This is a genomic window from Sphingobacterium sp. UBA7631 (assembly GCF_002483935.1).
Lineage (GTDB): Bacteria > Bacteroidota > Bacteroidia > Sphingobacteriales > Sphingobacteriaceae > Sphingobacterium > Sphingobacterium multivorum.
The window spans coordinates 268777-287282 of record NZ_DLIX01000011.1 but is presented as its reverse complement, the minus strand read 5'-3'; the positions used below and the strand labels follow the sequence as shown (position 1 = coordinate 287282).

14 protein-coding genes are annotated in these 18506 nt (G+C 40.9%); 11 read left to right on the top strand and 3 right to left on the bottom strand.

The genetic code is table 11. The features are described from left to right. Nucleotide 1 precedes the first annotated feature (1 nt). The 5 genes from B3P16_RS23535 (at nt 2) to B3P16_RS23515 (ending at nt 5467) form a co-directional block, all read left to right on the top strand. Nucleotides 2–2059: a RagB/SusD family nutrient uptake outer membrane protein gene (locus B3P16_RS23535; protein WP_286844777.1), complete on the top strand. Its 2058-nt coding sequence runs from the start codon at nt 2–4 to the stop codon at nt 2057–2059. Between the two features lie 15 nt (nt 2060–2074). Next, on the top strand, nt 2075–3058 hold the full coding sequence (locus tag B3P16_RS23530) for a DUF4973 domain-containing protein (RefSeq protein WP_286844775.1): 984 nt from the start codon (nt 2075–2077) through the stop codon (nt 3056–3058). A 57-nt stretch (nt 3059–3115) separates the two neighbouring features. Next, entirely contained in the window at nt 3116–3862 is a 747-nt protein-coding gene (locus B3P16_RS23525; RefSeq protein ID WP_286754164.1) for an aspartate/glutamate racemase family protein, read from the top strand. 99 nt (nt 3863–3961) lie between these two features. Beyond that, on the top strand, nt 3962–4675 hold the full coding sequence (locus tag B3P16_RS23520) for a pirin family protein (protein ID WP_286844774.1): 714 nt from the start codon (nt 3962–3964) through the stop codon (nt 4673–4675). 147 nt (nt 4676–4822) lie between these two features. Continuing rightward, complete coding sequence (locus B3P16_RS23515; protein ID WP_286844772.1) at nt 4823–5467, top strand: MgtC/SapB family protein; 645 nt, start codon at nt 4823–4825, stop codon at nt 5465–5467. 25 nt (nt 5468–5492) lie between these two features. Here the strand turns inward: B3P16_RS23515 and xseB are convergent, their stop codons facing one another. Continuing rightward, nucleotides 5493–5714: an exodeoxyribonuclease VII small subunit gene (gene xseB / locus B3P16_RS23510; RefSeq protein ID WP_070562394.1), complete on the bottom strand. Its 222-nt coding sequence runs from the start codon at nt 5712–5714 to the stop codon at nt 5493–5495. Between the two features lie 49 nt (nt 5715–5763). Beyond that, nucleotides 5764–7050 carry an exodeoxyribonuclease VII large subunit gene (gene xseA / locus B3P16_RS23505; RefSeq protein ID WP_286844770.1) on the bottom strand — a complete coding sequence of 429 codons (1287 nt, stop codon included), beginning with the start codon at nt 7048–7050 and terminating at the stop codon, nt 5764–5766. 230 nt (nt 7051–7280) lie between these two features. On the opposite strand from xseA, the gene B3P16_RS23500 reads away from it, so the two are divergent. From B3P16_RS23500 to radA, 3 genes are all read left to right on the top strand, one after another. Next, the gene (locus tag B3P16_RS23500; RefSeq protein ID WP_286844768.1) at nt 7281–9005 is read left to right on the top strand and encodes a serine hydrolase domain-containing protein; all 1725 of its coding nucleotides are present in this window, start codon (nt 7281–7283) and stop codon (nt 9003–9005) included. Continuing rightward, the gene (locus B3P16_RS23495) at nt 9002–10162 is read left to right on the top strand and encodes a dipeptidase (protein WP_286844765.1); all 1161 of its coding nucleotides are present in this window, start codon (nt 9002–9004) and stop codon (nt 10160–10162) included. The genes B3P16_RS23500 and B3P16_RS23495 overlap by 4 nt, the downstream gene beginning before the upstream one ends. A 237-nt stretch (nt 10163–10399) precedes the next feature. Further along, nucleotides 10400–11785: a DNA repair protein RadA gene (radA, locus tag B3P16_RS23490; protein WP_070562381.1), complete on the top strand. Its 1386-nt coding sequence runs from the start codon at nt 10400–10402 to the stop codon at nt 11783–11785. A 76-nt stretch (nt 11786–11861) separates the two neighbouring features. On the opposite strand, the gene B3P16_RS23485 is transcribed toward radA, so the two are convergent. After that, nucleotides 11862–12545 (bottom strand): peroxiredoxin family protein, encoded by a 684-nt coding sequence (locus B3P16_RS23485; protein ID WP_115045986.1) that lies wholly within the window; start codon nt 12543–12545, stop codon nt 11862–11864. 72 nt (nt 12546–12617) lie between these two features. Between B3P16_RS23485 and B3P16_RS23480 the strand changes: the two genes are divergently transcribed. From B3P16_RS23480 to B3P16_RS23470, 3 genes are all read left to right on the top strand, one after another. Continuing rightward, nucleotides 12618–13766 (top strand): methionine aminotransferase, encoded by a 1149-nt coding sequence (locus tag B3P16_RS23480; RefSeq protein WP_286844764.1) that lies wholly within the window; start codon nt 12618–12620, stop codon nt 13764–13766. 141 nt (nt 13767–13907) lie between these two features. Further along, nucleotides 13908–15836: a glucosamine-6-phosphate deaminase gene (nagB, locus tag B3P16_RS23475; RefSeq protein ID WP_046672626.1), complete on the top strand. Its 1929-nt coding sequence runs from the start codon at nt 13908–13910 to the stop codon at nt 15834–15836. A gap of 143 nt (nt 15837–15979) precedes the next feature. Continuing rightward, a complete protein-coding gene (locus tag B3P16_RS23470) occupies nt 15980–18469 on the top strand; it encodes a TonB-dependent receptor (RefSeq protein ID WP_286844763.1) in 2490 nt (829 codons plus the stop codon). Nucleotides 18470–18506 lie beyond the last annotated feature (37 nt).

Below are 18506 nucleotides of genomic sequence, written 5' to 3'. Positions count from 1 at the left end.
GATGCAAAGAAAGAAACTAAATATAGCCGTGTTGCTTGTATTGGGAATATGTATATTCTCATCCTGCAAAAAAGATTACTTAAAGTCCGATCAATATTTCAAGGATCGTCTTACCATAGAGAAGACATTTAAAAGTAAGGTGTACTCGGAGCAATGGTTGGCCGAAGTATTTCAGCAGTTTATTGGTGAGAATGCGGATGTAGCGAGTAAAGGCTTAACGCCGCATTGTTTTGCGGATGATATGTACTATGGTGATCGGGATAAAGTATACGATCCATCGAAAAATGAGTTGTCCTACAATATGTTCAAGATGGGAGAATATACGGAAGCAGATAAACAAGGTACATGGACGCAATGCTATTTTGGCATTCGTAATGCTTCGACTTTTATTCAGAACATATATATGAATACCGAAATGTCTGTAGCTGAAATTTCAGACTATCGCGGACAGGCACGTTTTGCAAGAGCTTATCTTTACTGGTTATTGCTACGGAAATACGGTCCGGTTCCATTATTGCCCAATGAAGGGTTGGATTATACGGATAGTTATGACGATCTGGCTATTCCGCGAAGCACTTATGAGGAATGTGCAACTTATATTAGCGATGAGTTGTTACAGGCTGCTAAAGAAATGGAATCCTTAGGTATGAAGCGCGGGCAGGACGGTTCGGCACGGCCAACTGTTGGTGCTGCATTGGCAGCACGTGCAAAAGTACTGCTCTATGCGGCAAGTCCGTTAGCCAATGGTAATAATTCCGGCTATGCGGCACTATTGGTAGACAAACAAGGAAAACGATTGTTGTCTGTTGACTTCAAAGAAGAAAAATGGGCGAAGGCGGCGGCGGCGGCCCGGGATGTGATGGAATTGGGAATATACAAACTTTATACAGCACCTTTTCAGGAAACAGGGGATGACGCGACAGTCAGACCACCTGAGGATCATAATTTTTCAGATAAAAACTGGCCTGAGGGATGGGCAAATATTGATCCAACGAAATCATATGCACAGGTCTTTGACGGTACCTTGTCCGCCTCAGGTAACCCTGAGCTGATATTTACACGTGGCAGCAATCAGCCCAATGAAGGAATTGACCAAATGGTTATTCATCAATTACCACGCTCTGCAACAGGATGGAATACACATGGATTAACACAGAAACTGGTCGACGCCTATTATATGAATGATGGGACAGATGTACCAGGTAAGGATAAAGAAATAGGACGCGGTAATGGTTCGAATAGAAGTACAGGTTATGTTACTCAGGACGATTATAATGCAAAAAAATACAGGCCATTACGTGCCGGAGTTTCTTTACAATATGCAAATCGTGAGCCGAGATTTTATGCTTCAGTAGCTTACAGTGGTAGTTTCTGGACCCTGCTGAATGAGACAAAAGAGGAAAATCGAAATAAGCAGATCTTTTATTATAGTGCAGACCCGAAAGGCAATGGATTTAACTCTGCCAATGGATATTGGTTACGTACGGGTTTTGGGGTTAAAAAGTTTGTTCATCCAAGTGATACTTATGAAGGTGGTGTTGCATCTCGTGTGGTCCCCAAAGCAGAACCCGCTATTCGTTATGCCGATATACTACTGATGTATGCCGAAGCATTAAATGAATTAAGTGGCTCTTTTACGATTCCTTCTTGGCGTGGGGGAAGTTATACCATAAGTCGTGATATTGCTGAAATTAAGAAAGGTATTCAGCCCGTTCGCATTAGAGGTGGAGTTCCTGATTTTTCGGCGAGTATATATGGAAGTAAGGATGATTTACGTAACTCAATAAAACGTGAACGTTTTATTGAGTTGATGGGCGAGGGGCAACGTTATTACGATTTACGTCGCTGGATGGACGCTCCAGTGGAAGAGGCTCTCCCAGTTTATGGCTGTAATGTACTAATGAATGAAAAGGAACGCGATCTTTTTTATCAACCCGTTGCAATCTGGACATTGAAAACGACCTTTGCAGATAAAATGTGGTTTTGGCCAATTAGTCATACAGAGCTAAAACGCAATAAAAATTTAACACAAAACCCTGGTTGGACTTATAATGATTAATCAACTATGCAATTTATGAAAAAGTCATCTATACAGCTTTTGTTCCTGATGGTATTATGCATATGCTATGCATGCAACGATGAATGGAAAGAGGAACAATTTGAACATTACATTTCATTTAAGGCCCCTTTGGAAAATGAGGGTGTCGCAAATATTTATGTCCGGTATAAAGAGGGGCAAAAAACGACATTTCTACAGCCATTGGAGGTGAGTGGTTCAACCGCAAATAATACGGATCTTTCAGTACGTATTGCGGTGGATCCCGATACCTTGGGCATATTGAATTATGAACGTTTCCAGACCAGGCAAGATTTCTATTACAAACAGCTAACTAATACGTATTTTTCTATCCCTGAGACCGTGAATATAAAGTCGGGGGAGAACACCGCATTAATGGCTATCGATTTTTCGCTCAAAGGAATAGATATGGCCGAAAAATGGGTTCTTCCACTGACTATTTTGGAGGATCCGGCGGGTAAATACAAAATAAACCCTAGGAAATATTATAAGAAAGCATTGCTGCGTGTCAATCCTTTCAATAATTATTCAGGAACTTACAGCGGTACAGCCTTAAAAGTCGTGATGGATGGGCATGAAAGTGAAACTCCGATTGTAAAGAGTCAAATAAGAAGCTATGTAGTCGATGAAAATACAATTTTCTTTTATGCAGGGAACATTGATGAAGATCGCAAAGACAGGAAGAATTATAAGGTCTTTGCAACGTTTAATGAAACTGGAGGTGTTACATTTCGGGCTGAAAATCCAAATATGAAATTTTCTGTTAAAAAAGATGCCAGTTATACTGTTTCGGAGCAGATGGATGCTGTACGTCCTTACCTCTTGCATCGTTATATTACGGTAAATAATGTGGATTATGAGTTTACGGATTATACCTTGGTTTCTACGACAGCCATTAAGTTTAAGGTTTCGGGGTCTTTGATCTTGGAGCGGCAATTAAATACACAGATTCCTGACGAAGATCAGTCCATAGAATGGTAATTTCTACAAACCATTTTTAGGACTATTGGTTATATCTATGATATAAAAATAGTTTTTATGATTGGAATAGTAGGCGGACTAGGCCCATATGGAGGCCTGGATATTACGAAGAAAATTATAGATGAGACGGCGGCAAGGTCCGATCAGGAACACTTGCCGCTCTTGTTATTCTCATGTCCAAACTTGATCCCTGATCGTACGGCGCATTTATTGGATAAATCCAATGTTAATCCCGGTAAGGCTATTGCCGCAATTTTAAGACAACTTGAAACGGCTGGAGCGACCATAGCCGCGATTCCGTCCAATACGGCCCATGCAGAACCTATTTTTTCGGTTGTTCAAGATGAAATGGCGCGTATGGGGAGTGGGTTAAAACTATTGCATATCGTTCATGAAACGGTTCGGTTTGTAGAGGAAAATTATCCCGACACGACAGTAGGCATTTTATCTACTGCAGGAGAACAGATCTGTAGTTTATATCGGGAAGCATTTATCCGAAAAGGTTTCGTTGTTATTGAGCCTGAAGGAACACAGCAAGAGAAGGTAAATAATGCAATCTATGATGAAGACTATGGAATAAAGGCCCAACCGGTACCGATTGCGAATAAAGCAAGAGAGGATCTATTGTTGGTCATGGATGACCTGAAAAAGAAAGGCGCACAGGTCATTATTTTGGGTTGTGCAGAATTGCCTTTGGCTATTCCCGAACGGGATCACAATGGGATGATTCTCATAGACCCGAATAGAATTCTTGCTCGTGCACTTGTTCATTCGTTTGCTCCGGATAAATTAAAAGCGCTGTAGCCATGTCTTTTGAAAAATTGGCAGATTTTGGTTTCGTATTGCCGTTGGTATGGGTTTTGCCTCCTGATAGCGAGAAGCTTATGCAGTAAGGAGGACAACATGCAAAAGATAATACATCGGGAAAATGACCGTGGTCACGTCGATTTTGGCTGGTTGAAAAGTGCACATTCATTCAGTTTTGGACAGTATCTTGATCCCGAAAGAATGAATTTTGGTGCATTGCGGGTATTGAATGACGATCAGGTAGAGGGCGGACAAGGTTTTGATCGGCATGGTCACCACAATATGGAAATTGTTAGTATACCACTCGAAGGGACACTTATACACCAGGATAGTCTAGGCAATAGCCGTACGATTCAAACAGGAGAAGTGCAGATCATGTCTGCAGGTACAGGTGTGCAGCATGCCGAGTTTAATAGCAATCAGAAGGATCTTGTTAAATTTTTACAAATTTGGGTAATCCCCAACGAAATAGGGTTGGAGCCCAGATACGATCAGAAATCCTACCTTCAACTGGATCGGCACAATAAATTTGCAACGATTGTTTCACCGGATAAAATGGATCACCATGCTGTGCATATACATCAGGATGCCTATTTTAACTTGGGAGACCTAGAGGCAGGTAAAAAGATAGAATATACTGTTCATTCTGAGCAAAATGGACTTTATCTTTTTGTTTTGGAAGGAAAGATCGCTGTAGCAAATGAAATGCTTTCAAGAAGGGATGCCATTGGTTTATACGAAACAGAAAAAATAAGCATTGAGGCTTACTATGATGCATCATTGCTGCTAATTGAAGTGCCGATGTATTAGGTCGATGAAAATGAAGCTTACTATGATATATCGTTATTGCTGATTAAAGTTCCGGTGTATTGGATCGATAAAGAGTTATTCTTGAATAGGGAGGTCATTTGATAGATTCCCTATTTTTCTTAAATTGGATGAAGAAGACATAAACTCATGGATAACCTATTTCAACCTTTCGAAACGCGAGACGTTTTGCTTATTATGTTATCAGTCTTAATAGGCCTGCTGATCGGGATTGAACGTGAATATCGCAATAAGTCTGCGGGTTTGAGGACGTTTATATTGGTGAGCTTTGGATCTTGTCTTTTTACGATTCTTTCGTTAAAAATTGGCTTGGCAAATCCAGATCGATTAGCCGCAAATATTATTACGGGTATCGGTTTCCTAGGTGCAGGCGTGATTTTCAAAGCAGACAATAAAGTAAGTGGTATAACGACCGCTACGACAATTTGGGCTACAGCTTCTTTAGGTATGTGTGTTGGTGCCGGATATATATTTTTAGCTTTTATTGGTGTGGGCTTGGTTCTGATGATATTAGCGCTGCTAACTTATCTACAAACCTATATTGACAATTATCACAAGATAAAAGACTATGAACTGCAGACCTTATCTGAGGCAGATTTTGAACATACGGAACAGTTAATCCGAAGTATGGGCTTTAAAGCTGTCGTCATAAGTCAACGGTATAACAAAGAAAGTTTGAATACCGTATGGCGATTGACGGGGAATGTTAACCAGCATAGAGCGCTTGTAGAAACCCTGCGGCGTGATAGGCAGGTGGTGGCCTATCAATATTAAGGAATTACGATATTGTTTGCTTTATTTATTCATCATCATCCGTTTCCTGAGTCGGGGTTATCTGCTGTAATAAACTGTTTACTTCGTCCTCCGTCGCTGTTAACTTGGCTTTGCAGACTTGAATGAGGTCGGAAGCCCTCTTGATTTTTCCCGCGAGCTCATCAATGTTTGTTGTGCCATTTTCTATTTCCCTCACGATAGTTTGTAACTCGTTAAAGGCATCTGTGTAGGTATAATTCTGTCCCATTATGCTATGCTTGATATGCTTTCTTTAAATTTTGTATGGCGATGCCAAATTAAGTATTGTTCTCATCTAGGTCTTCCTTCGGAGATTTATCTGTCACAGTACTGGTAAGCTCTCCATATTCGAGTATCGTCTGTATTACATCGCCGGGAGATACTTGTGTCACCGACTGCAGTAGTTTTCCGTTAACCTTAGTAATTGAAAAACCTTGTTTCAATAGTCTAATTGGATCAGATAGCTGAATAATTCGTTCGGTATGAGCCAGTGCCGTTTTGTGCTCATAAAAGCGCAATTTTAACAAGGCGTTAAGATCATGTTGAAATTGCTGGATGGCCGCCCTCGAGGTCTGAATTTCTCTCTTTCCGATCCATTGTATATGCGTTGCCAGTTGAGATAAGATATTGTGCTCTTCTTTAAATCGGGTAAGAATGAGCTGCTGTATACGCTCTGCAGCCCGATCGACTGGAATAGCAAAATTATGAAACTTCTGAATCAGAAAATCGGCCAGCTCACTGGGCGTAATCGCGTTTTTATAGGCTACCATTTCGCTAACTGTATAATTCGTCGAATGCCCAATACCCGTCAATACGGGGATGGGAAATATAGCGATAGCACGAGCTAGCAAGTAGTTGTTATAACTGGAAAGACCAACCTCACCGCCTCCACCACGGATGATGGCGACCACATCGTACCTGTCTATTTTTTCAGCAATAATGGCAAGTTGATTTATAATAGAAGGTACTGACTTGTCTCCTTGTAACAATGCAGGGAAGAGCGTGGATTCGATGTGGTAACCCCAAGGGTTTTGATTAATAATCTTGTAAAAATCAGAAAGCCCCTTACTTGTTTCTACTGAAATAATTGCCAATCTTTTGGGAACCACAGGAAACTCCAGTAATTTATTAGACTCATATATGCCCTCTGCTTTCAACTTTCGAATACTGTCTAACTTCTCCTTTTCAAGTTCACCTAAGGTAAAAGTCGGATCAATATCAACAATGCGCAAGCTTAACCCATACATAGGGTCATAGGAAATACTTGCCTGAAATAACATCGTGATCCCTTCTCGTAAAGGTTCTTGCGCGACTTTAAGAAAATTGTTGTTGATACGATTGTAATCAGCTTTCCATAGGATCGACCGAATTTCAGCGACAATTTTTCCATCCTGTTTTTCTACCAGTTCAGGATAACAGTGGCCAGAATGCGTATAATGATTGAGCTTGTTCATTTCAGCTTTGATCCAGTACAAACTCTTATACCGCTCTGCAAGTGTCTTTTGGATACTGCGGCTGACTTCCAGCAAGGAAAATATCGTTTTATCTTGAATCAATTCTGGCATTAGTCAAACTTACAGAAAAAACCTTCATGATGCAATTGGGGGCAATGCCAATTCAGGTTTCAGGAACGTCGCTGCGTTTAGCCTGAAGAGGATGGCAAATAATAATACATCAATTTAGAAATGCGCAATAGGTATAAGTAACAAAATTGATTTTTTTTCGTACTAACCTATTCCTTCGTTATATAATTCGTATTTTTATTTGATAGAACCTAAAAAACGATAAAAGCAGAATGAAAAAACGATTTTTTGGGGCATTATTTGCAGGTTTGTTCTGTATTAGCCCCCTGTTTGCTCAATATAAGTCTACAATTAAAAACGAAACGATACTGTTTAATAACCTTGATCAGTTGCTGCCTTTAAAAAATCTGGATCAACTTCGTATCGCAGTTGTTGTTCCTAACGCGGCAAAATATAGGATGTTTACGGACCAACTGGCTCGTTATGCAAACACCAAAGTTTTCGATTTTAATAAATTTGATGAGGACATCAAATATTATAATACCATTATTGTGGCGGGAAAGGAAGATGATTTAGATGCCGATTGTCTAACACAGTTGAAGCAGGCTGTATTAAACAATAAAAAAGTTATCCTTTGCCATTTTTTTGAAAATGACAAAAACAAAAAGAGCCTATCTGAGCATCCACAATCTGATTTGATCGAATTGCTTGCTCCTTTTTCAGAAATTGGACAGCAGCAGATGGCAATGTCTATCTTTGGTGGGATTTCTATTACCGCCGGTAACGTCAAAACCACACAGACAAGAATACAATATGGCGCTGCCTCAAGTTCTAATCTGAACCTGGCTAAATTGACGAAGAAAATTGATGCCATTGCACAAGAAGCCATCGATAAGCAGGCAACTCCAGGAGCTGTAGTCATGATTGTGAAAGACGGACAAGTGCTCTTGGAGAAATCTTACGGATTTCACACGTATGCGAAAGCTATTTCCACGAGAACAACTGATATTTTTGATCTCGCATCTGTCAGTAAGATTGCCGGAACTACTCCTGTCATTATGCGTCTTACCGAGCGGAATATTATTAATTTGGATAGTACCATGGGACACTACCTGTGGCAGGCAAAGTATACCAATAAAAGGGATATCAAGCTTCGTTCCGTCATGTTACATGAAGCGGGGTTTACACCTTTTATTCCCTTTTATAAATATCTGAAGGGGGGCGATGTTGTGTCGGCCGCCGACGATAATCATCAGGTGAAAATGGCCGATAACAGCTATATCCTCAACAATTATTACCGCGATATCATGTGGCCAGAGATGCTAAAATCACCGGTAAAACCAACGGGAAATTATGTGTATAGTGATATCAGCATGTATGTGATGAAAGAAGTTGCAGAACATCAGACTGCTGAGCCTATGCAAGATTATGTGCAGGAAAACTTTTATAGACCATTGGGGATGACCCGTGCGGGCTACCTTCCCCGCGAGCGTTTTGCAAAGGATGAAATCGTTCCTACCGAGCAGGATACCTCCTTTCGAAAAACATTGTTAGAAGGCTATGTACACGATCAGGGTGCGGCAATGGCCGGCGGTATTGCTGGCCATGCTGGATTATTTGCTACTGCAAATGATTTGGCAATCTATGGTCAGTTGCTATTGAATAGAGGCGAGTATGGAGGTGAACGTTACTTTAAAACAGAAACAATCGATTTATTTACCTCTAGGCAATCGGCAAGCAGTCGGCGGGGATTAGGTTTTGACCGCTGGGATCCGAATCCGAAAAATGAATATCCATCTAAGTTAGCGAATAGCACTGTATTCGGACATACGGGCTATACAGGAACATGTATTTGGATCGATCCGCAAAATCAGTTGATTTATATCTTTTTATCCAATCGTGTACATCCTCAGGTGAGTACCAGACTTTTGGATCTGAATATCAGAAGTCGGATTCAGGACGCTATTTATGAAACGATCAATGAAATTCAAAAATGATAAAAAGCCTCTTATTACTTGGACTAGCAATGACAACACTCAGCAATGTTGGATATAGTCAAGGCTATAAACAGATACACCAAGATTTGGTGGTCGTCGACGGACACAATGATGTGATTTATGAGTCCATTTTCCAGGGAAAAGATATCGGCCAGCGAATAAGTACGGGAGCGACAGATTTGCCTCGACTGCGGGAAGGCGGTGTAGATGTGCAGGTCTTTGCTGTGTGGTCCGATGACGCGAAGTGGAAATCCGGAGCATTTAAGCATGCCAATGACCAGATCGATGCATTAGAAAAGATGATTGCAGCAAATGCCGATAAAATAAGTTTGGCAAAATCTTCAGGTGACATCGATGCGATCTTAAAAACAGGTAAAATAGTTGCGTTGATCGGTGTGGAAGGTGGAAATATGATTGAAGGAAGTGTTGACCATCTGGTCCGGCTTCATGAGCGCGGCGCCAAATACCTCACTTTGACCTGGAACTACAATTTGCCTTGGGCAAGCTGTGCCGCGATGGAATCGGGAGATATGCGTTCCAAAGATAAGGGGTTGACAGCGCAAGGGCGAGCAATTATCCGCAAAATGAACGAATTGGGGATGATGATTGATCTGTCTCATGGAGGAGAGCAGACTTTCTATGACGTGCTGTCGATAACGACCAAACCGATCTTGGTTTCGCATAGCAACGCCTATGGATTATGTCCACATTTCCGTAATCTGAAAGATGAACAATTAGAGGCGCTGAAAAAAAATGGCGGCGTTGTTGGTGTGAATTTTTATTCAGGTTTTTTGGATCCTGCCTATGAAACAAGGCTTAAGGGTTTGTATGCAAGTAAATTTGGCGATACCGGAGATACAAAATTGAGTACCTGGGCCATGTATGAAAAGTTGCCAAAGGAACTTCAACAGCAAGCCGATGCTCCACTGTCGAAATTATTGGATCATATTGACTACTTGGTCAAAAAAGTGGGTATAGACCATGTTGCTGTAGGCTCGGATTTCGATGGCATAGAATCCTCACCCCAAGGTCTAGAAGATGTTTCTAAATTTCCGTTACTGACCAAAGCGCTGTTGGAAAGAGGATATACAAAGACGGATGTTGCGAAGATTATGGGACAAAATTTCTTGCGGATCTTAAAAGAAAATGAAGGATAAACACGTCGGCTTTTTTAAGGCTTTTCAGTGGGGTTCAAGTATACATGCAGTATTGTTGAGGTATTGTTAAAGCAGTGATGTAGTATATACCGTAATAATACAGCGTATGAATTTAACCCTTATCGAAGCATTATTAGCGAAGGGCTAACCAGTCCTTGCGTAATGTCTTGGGGAACATATAATACGTACGACGATGATATTGCACTTTTAACAGCTATAAATTTGTAATTTCGTAGTATGGCAAAATCAAAATCTGCATACTTCTGTCAAAACTGTGGCTACGAGTCTCCCAAATGGATGGGGCAATGCCCTTCTTGCAAGCAATGGAATAGTTTTGTTGAGGAAGTCGTTGAAAAGGCGAGTTCAAAAGTTCCTGAATGGCGTAGTTCTACCACAGGAGGAAGCACAAAGAGAGCGAATAAAGCTGCGATCATCCACGAAATTGTCTATCAGGATGAATTACGGATATTGACTCCTGATCAGGAGTTTAACCGGGTTCTTGGCGGCGGTATTGTTCCAGGGTCATTGGTCCTTATCGGAGGCGAACCGGGTATTGGGAAGTCGACGTTGATGTTACAGCTCGCTTTATCGATTCCACAAGTGAAGACCCTTTATATTTCTGGGGAAGAAAGCGAACAGCAAATTAAGATGCGGGCAGAACGATTGTCACAATCATCCAAAGCAAATTGTTATATTCTTACCGAGACATCTACTCAAAATATTTTCAAGCAGATCGAGACGGTACAGCCCAATGTCATAGTCATAGATTCTATACAGACTTTACATTCCTCACAAATTGAATCGGCGCCAGGATCGGTTTCTCAGGTACGCGAATGTACCGCAGAGTTGCTTCGGTTTGCAAAGGAAACGAGTACACCAGTTTTTATTGTAGGGCATATTACCAAGGATGGGTCTATTGCAGGTCCCAAGGTTTTAGAACATATGGTGGATACGGTGCTTCAATTCGAAGGTGATCGCCACCATGTCTACCGAATTTTACGGGCCGTCAAAAATCGCTTTGGATCGGCTTCAGAACTCGGGATTTATGAAATGCAGGGGTCGGGACTGCGGGAAGTGTCAAATCCTTCGGAGATTATGATTTCCCAACGCGATGAACCTGTAAGTGGGGTTTCCATTGCGGCGATGCTCGAAGGAATGCGTCCTATGATGATTGAAGTGCAGGCGCTGGTGAGTAATACGGCATTTGGAAATGCACAGCGCTCTTCCACAGGTTACGACACGAAGCGATTAAATATGCTGTTGGCTGTTTTAGAGAAACGCTTTGGTTTTAGGTTAAGCGCACAGGATGTATTTTTGAATATTGCCGGTGGGTTGCGTGTTGAAGATCCTGCGATCGATTTGGCTGTCGTTGTTGCAATTATTTCTTCACAACAGGATATCGCGATTCGCTCCAATCTGACTTTCGCAGGTGAGATTGGTTTATCTGGCGAGATCAGAGCTGTAAACCGTATAGAACAACGGATACAGGAGGCTGAGAAGCTGGGCTTTGATGGTATCTTTATCTCTAAATTCAACACCAAAGGATTGGACGCTAAAAAATATAATATTGCCATCCGTCCGGTTGCCAAATTGGAGGACATCTTCAGTGCCTTGTTTGGCTAGCGGATTAAAAGAGGAGTATACAAATAAAAAGACCATGCTTTCTTAAAGCATGGTCTTTTTATGTATTGCCTATCGTTTACTTTTTCAATACTTCTTTCAATTTTGCACGTAAAGCATCACCATGTAAGTTCTTCGCGACAATTTTCCCATTGGGATCGATCAGGACATTCTGCGGGATAGATTTTACCCCGTATAAGGTTCCGACATCATTTTGCCAACGTTTAAGATCCGAAACATGACGCCAGTGCAATTTATCTGCATGGATGGCTTTAATCCAAGAATTGCGATCCTTATCAAAGGATATACCCAATATTTCGAAGTTTTCACCTTTAAATTGTTGGTATGTTTTGACAAGATCCGGGCTTTCGACACGGCAATCGGGGCACCAAGATGCCCAAAAATCAAGAAGCACATATTTTCCTTTAAAGTCCGAAAGCTTTACAGGGTTTCCAGTGGTGTCATTTTGCGTAAACGCTGGCGCTGTTTTTCCAATTTGAACCGTTTCCAAGGTATTTAAATAGTCTTGGAACTCTTTCCCTTCACTTGAATTCTTGACATTTTTACTCAACGTATTATAAAGCGCTTGAAGCTCGGGATAAACCGGGTCATATCCGCCAACTCTACGCAAGTCAACTAATGTCGAAATAGAATCCGGAGCAGCCTTAACGCGGGCAATATACTCCTCTTTGGTAAGTTCCTTTTTTTGTGCCGAACCAATGAATGGCAGAATTAAAAAAAGTAGTGTGATGTATTTTATCATGTTATTATTCTTATATATATTTACAAATATAGGAAAATCCACTAATTTAGTAGATTAATAAAATGTCAAAAAATGAACTTTAACCTAACTTCTAAACTTCCACATGTCGGTACGACGATCTTTACCAAAATGACGATGCTTGCGAATGAGCAGCACGCTTTAAATCTGTCGCAAGGTTTTCCTGACTTTGAGACCGATCCGAAGTTGGTGGAATTGGTTTCTAAGGCAATGGAAGCGGGACATAACCAATACGCGCCAATGATCGGAGCACAGACATTACGTGATACGATCTCCAAAAAATACCGGGAAGTTTATAACGTGGCGGTCGATGCAACGGCGGAGCTTACTGTGACATCAGGTGGTACCCAAGCAATTTTTACAGCTATTGCCGCAGTCGTTAGACCGCAAGATGAGGTTATTATTTTTGAACCGGCATACGATTGTTATGCGCCGACTATCGAATTGTTTGGCGGTAAAGTTGTTCCCGTGCGATTAATGGCACCTGATTTTCAGATTGACTGGGGTTACGTCGCTACGTTAATTAATTCCAGAACTCGTTTAATCATCATTAATAATCCGAATAATCCAACAGGCAAAGTGCTGGGTAAAGAAGAGTTAATTAAACTTGGGGACTTGTTGGCAGGTACCAACGCACTCTTATTGAGTGATGAAGTGTACGAGCATATCGTTTTCGATGGTGTCTCGCCCCAATCGGTATTGGAAATACCCTCCTTACGCGAGCGAAGTTTTGTTGTTGCTTCCTTTGGAAAGCTATTGCATACCACGGGTTGGAAGATAGGTTATTGCATTGCTCCGCCACAATTAACGCAGGAATTTAGAAAAGTGCATCAATTCAATGTATTTAGCGTAAATACACCCATGCAATTCGCTATCGCGGAATATTTGGAGGATATAAGCTATGTCAAAGGTCTATCGGAATTTTTTGAGCGAAAAAGAAACCTATTGAAAGACGGATTAAAGGGATCCCGGTTTAAGATTCTTCCCTGCGAGGGAACTTATTTCCTTAATATCGAGTACAGTGCTATCAGTCAGGAGAAGGAATTTGAATTTGCTTGCTCGTTAACCAGGGAGCACAAAATTGCAACCATCCCACTTTCAGCGTTCTATAAAGAAGCTACAAATCAACAAGTTTTGCGGGTTTGTTTTGCTAAAAAGGATGAAACGCTATTAAAAGCTGTCGAGATTCTGAATAAGGTATAGCTGTATTATTGAGGTAAAAGAATAGCTAAAAGGTTTTATTTAAAATATCGCTAAGAAAGAACCACTTTATTAAAATTTTACTTCAACTTGAGGTACTAATTTTATAAATTTGTAATTCACGTTTATCAACATACCCATAAAATGGCTAGATTAAATTTATTGGAAGAAACACGCTTCGAAAAAGTCCCTGTGAGCGTCTATCCAGATCAAAATTCAGCTTCGAAAAACGTTGCAAATCGTATTGCTGAAATTATTCGTGCAAAGCAAGAGAAAGGTGAGAAAGCTGTTCTGGGCCTTGCTACCGGTGCCACTCCGGTAAAAGTCTATCAAGAATTAATTCGTTTGCATAAAGAAGAAGGTTTAAGCTTTAAGAACGTGATTACCTTCAATCTTGACGAATACTACCCTATGCAACCTGATGCCGATCAGAGTTATGTGACCTTTATGAACAAAAACCTGTTCGATCACGTAGATATTGATGCGGCTAATGTAAATATTCCAGATGGTACCTTAGCTCCTGACCAAGTAAATGCATTCTGTGAGGCTTACGAACAGAAGATTACAGCAGCAGGAGGTTTAGATATTCAATTATTAGGTATTGGCCGTACCGGCCATATCGGTTTCAATGAGCCAGGTTCTGCACCTAACTCAGGTACACGTGTCGTAACGTTGGACGATTTGACTCGTCGCGATGCTTCCCGTGCTTTTGGTGGAAAAGAGAATGTACCAACAAAAGCGATTACCATGGGCGTAGGTACAATTTTCAAAGCGAGAGAAATTATTTTAATGGCTTGGACCGAGACAAAGGCCGAGATCATTAAAAAAGCAGTTGAAGGTGAAATCTCCGCAGAGATACCTGCAACTTATCTTCAGTTATCGGACAACGTTGAATTTATCCTTGATGAAGCGGCAGCTTCATTATTGACACGTTTTGATCTTCCTTGGTTGGCAGAAGATGTTACCTGGACACCTTCGTTAATTAAAAAAGCAGTCGTTTGGTTGGCTTTAGAGATCAAAAAACCAATCCTGAAACTTACCGACGAGGATTATAATGCGCACGGGATGGCCAAGTTGGTTACAGAGACCGGTCCAGCATATAATATTAACATCCGTATATTTAACGAACTTCAACATACGATCACGGGATGGCCAGGAGGTAAACCCAATGTTGACGATTCTCAACGTCCTGAGCGTGCTAACCCAGCGAAGAAAAATGTAATTGTATTTTCTCCACATCCGGATGATGATGTCATCTCGATGGGCGGTACATTTATTCGCCTGGCAGATCAAGGACACAATGTCCATGTTGCTTACCAAACTTGTGGTAATACAGCAGTTTGGGATGATGATGTGGTACGTTATCTGGAGTTTGCTGAAGATCTTGCAAAACAAATTGGGGCAGAGGCAGAAGCTTCTCAGATCGGCCGCATTTATGATGAAGAAAGAGCAATTTTTGCAACAAAAAAACCAAATCAGATCGATACTGAACTTGTCCGTAAAATCAAAGCATTAATCCGTAAGGGTGAGGCGATCGCAGGAGCCCGTTTGGTTGGTTTGCCAGATGAGAATATCCATTTCCAGGATCTACCTTTCTATGATAGACAGAAGTTTTCAAAAAATGTATCTTTTGAAGATGATATTCAACAAACAATGGAATTGTTGCGCCACGTAAAACCACATCAGGTATTTGCTGCGGGTGACTTTGCAGATCCACACGGTACACATAAAGTATGTTTCGACATTCTGTTTGAAGCATTAAACAGATTGAGTAAAACGGATGAGTGGACCAAAGATTGTTGGTTATGGTTATACCGTGGAGCATGGCATGAATATCCTATCCACGAGATCCAAATGGCCGTTCCTTTATCGCCACAAGAAGTTTATCGCAAACGTTTAGCCATCTTCAAACACCAGTCTCAAAAAGATTTGCCTGTATTCCCTGGAGATGATCCACGTGAATTCTGGGTGCGTGCTGAAGATCGTACAAGCGAAACAGCAGCTTTATATGACCAATTAGGTTTGGCAAACTATGAAGCTATCGAAGCGTTCGTAAGATGGAAATTTGACTAAACTAATTGTCTAAATAAATAAAAAAGTCCTGAGCCTGAGTTGGTTCAGGACTTTTTTGTTTTTAATCATTCTAAATAGCTTATTTTTTATACCTTTGCGTTGTTATTTAGAATAATTAAAAATAATTACCCAAAATTATTAACATGGACAAACACTTACTAGCTCTTGCTTCTACATTTTTAATCGGAGGTGCAGTATATGGTCAAACCTCGGGAATCGTCAAAGGTAAAGTCGTCGATACACAAAATAATCCCTTAAGTTCAGTAACCGTTTCAATCGGAGATAAAAAAGTACGTACCGACCATAGAGGTCATTTTAGACTGCATGGCATCGACCAAAATACGGTGATTAAATTCACCTACATGGGCTACCAAACAACCGTTATCGATTATGTTTTTAGCACGAAAAGCCCTGAAGTGATTATTGATCCCATTACGCTAGTGAGCAATGAGCAGGCCATTGATGAGGTAGAAGTGTTTGGTGAACGTAACAAAAAGCCAAAAGGCTTGGAGATGATTACACGTATGCCATTAAAACCTTCGGATCAAATTCAGAGTATTTCTGTCATTTCCAATAAGGTAATTCAAGATCAGGGTATTCTTACTTTGACGGATGCTGTAAGAAATATTCCCGGTGTAACCTTGTTTGGTTCTTATGGGGGTGTTAAAGAATCTTTGTCAACCCGTGGGTTCAGAGGGGTACCTGTATTGAAGAATGGCGTGCGGATGGACTCCCAATTTCAGACTGCATCTGGAGTTGTTGATATGCAAGGTGTGGAGTCTATTCAAATGATTAAAGGGTCTGCTGCCGTTACACAGGGTGTTATTACCGATATTGGTAATGCCGGTGGTGTAATTAATGTGGTCACTAAAACCCCTAATTTCACGAATTCCGGTGAGGTGGGTGTTCGTGCAGGAAGTTGGGGACAATTCCGCCCAACCTTTGATTTCCAAACGGTACTGGATAAGAAACAGACTGTTGCTTTTCGAATGGATGGCGCTTATGAACGCAGTGATAGCTACCGTAAAAGTGTATCCTCTAACCGTGTTTATTTAAATCCATCGTTAGCTTGGAAACCAACGGATAAGACAACAATTACTTTGGAGGGTGATTATTTTAATGATAATCGCACGCCGGTTAATTCCGCTGTCAATTTAAATCCTTCACAGGGGGTGAATGCGCTATATGTTATCCCGAACAATAAGTTTTTGGGCTTCAATTCCGATAATAATAATACAGAGATGAAGAGCTTTATGGCGCAGATCAATCATGAACTGACTGATCGTTGGAGCATCCGAGCCTCTATTGCAACGTCATCTTATCAGGTTGATAACCAATCATCATCTTCCTCATTGATTAAAGATGATGCAAAACAATATAATACCTTCTCGCGCTCAATGAGTAAGAGCCTGCGCGATGACAAAAATAAAACTTTCCAGTTTGACTTGATCGGAAAAGACCTTTATACGGGTAAAGTAAAACATTTGGTTCAGGCAGGGGTGGACTATCGTATTGCTGATGCGACAACAACTTCTTTTGCCGGAAAATTAAGTCCACTGGAGAAAAATGTTCTTTTGAAAAAAGCCGATCAAAATAGCAATGTAATTGATATTATTGATATCCATGGTGATTGGGTGAATGATCTTTCGGAAGTGGTATACGTCGATTCGTTGGGTAACCAGCGGAAAGGAAAGCAAATTGTCTATACAGCAGGAACTCCTGTACGGAGTTATTATTCTTCTATAGGATTTATGGGGCAAGACGTTATTGAATTTAACAAATACATTAAGGCTGTATTAGGTTTACGTTATTCCGAAATCACAACAAAAGATTTTACATCAAACGGTAATAAAAGGGAGTCGGCTTGGAATCCAATGGCGGGAGTGATTGTTACGCCATTTGAGAATTTCAACGTATTTGGATCTTATACAAACTCAACGAATTTAAGAAATGCGGCAAATTCTTTAACAGATGGTACAGCGGCAGGTGCTTCTAAAACCGAACAATTTGAGGGTGGAATTAAATCCGATTGGCTGAATAATCGTTTACGTTTCAATTTAACCTATTTCCATATTTATACCTCAAACTTGACGAATGCGGAGTATACACCAGGCACGAATGTCGCCACAGGATTATACTTTAAGGCCGGGGATTTGGTGCGCGATGGTATTGAGGCAGAGTTGAACGGTCGTGTATTGGAAAATTTGACAGTGATGTTGGGCTATGCGTATTTAGACGCACGTTATAAAAATTCACCATCTTATATGGATGGATCGGCACCGATGAATGCGCCAAAACATACGGCAAATGCATGGATACAATATGTATTTAATCAAGGAGCTCTTCGGAACCTGAGCTTAAGTGCCGGAGTTTATTATGTTGGAGACCGACCTGTCAATGAATATAGCTTAACCCCAAATGGGCACGGCGAATATTATGGTACAGAACCTTTCAATATGCCAGCATATACCACATTAAATGCGCAGGTGGGATACAAATGGCGCAAATTTGATGCGAAAGTCTTCGTAAATAATATCACCAATGAGATCGGATTGAATTCATACTTCCGCGGTGGTTTTATTAATCAGATTGATCCAAGAAATGCTGCGGTTGCATTGAGTTATAAGTTTTAAAGATATAAGTCTATATAAACAGAAGGGCTGTCCAAAG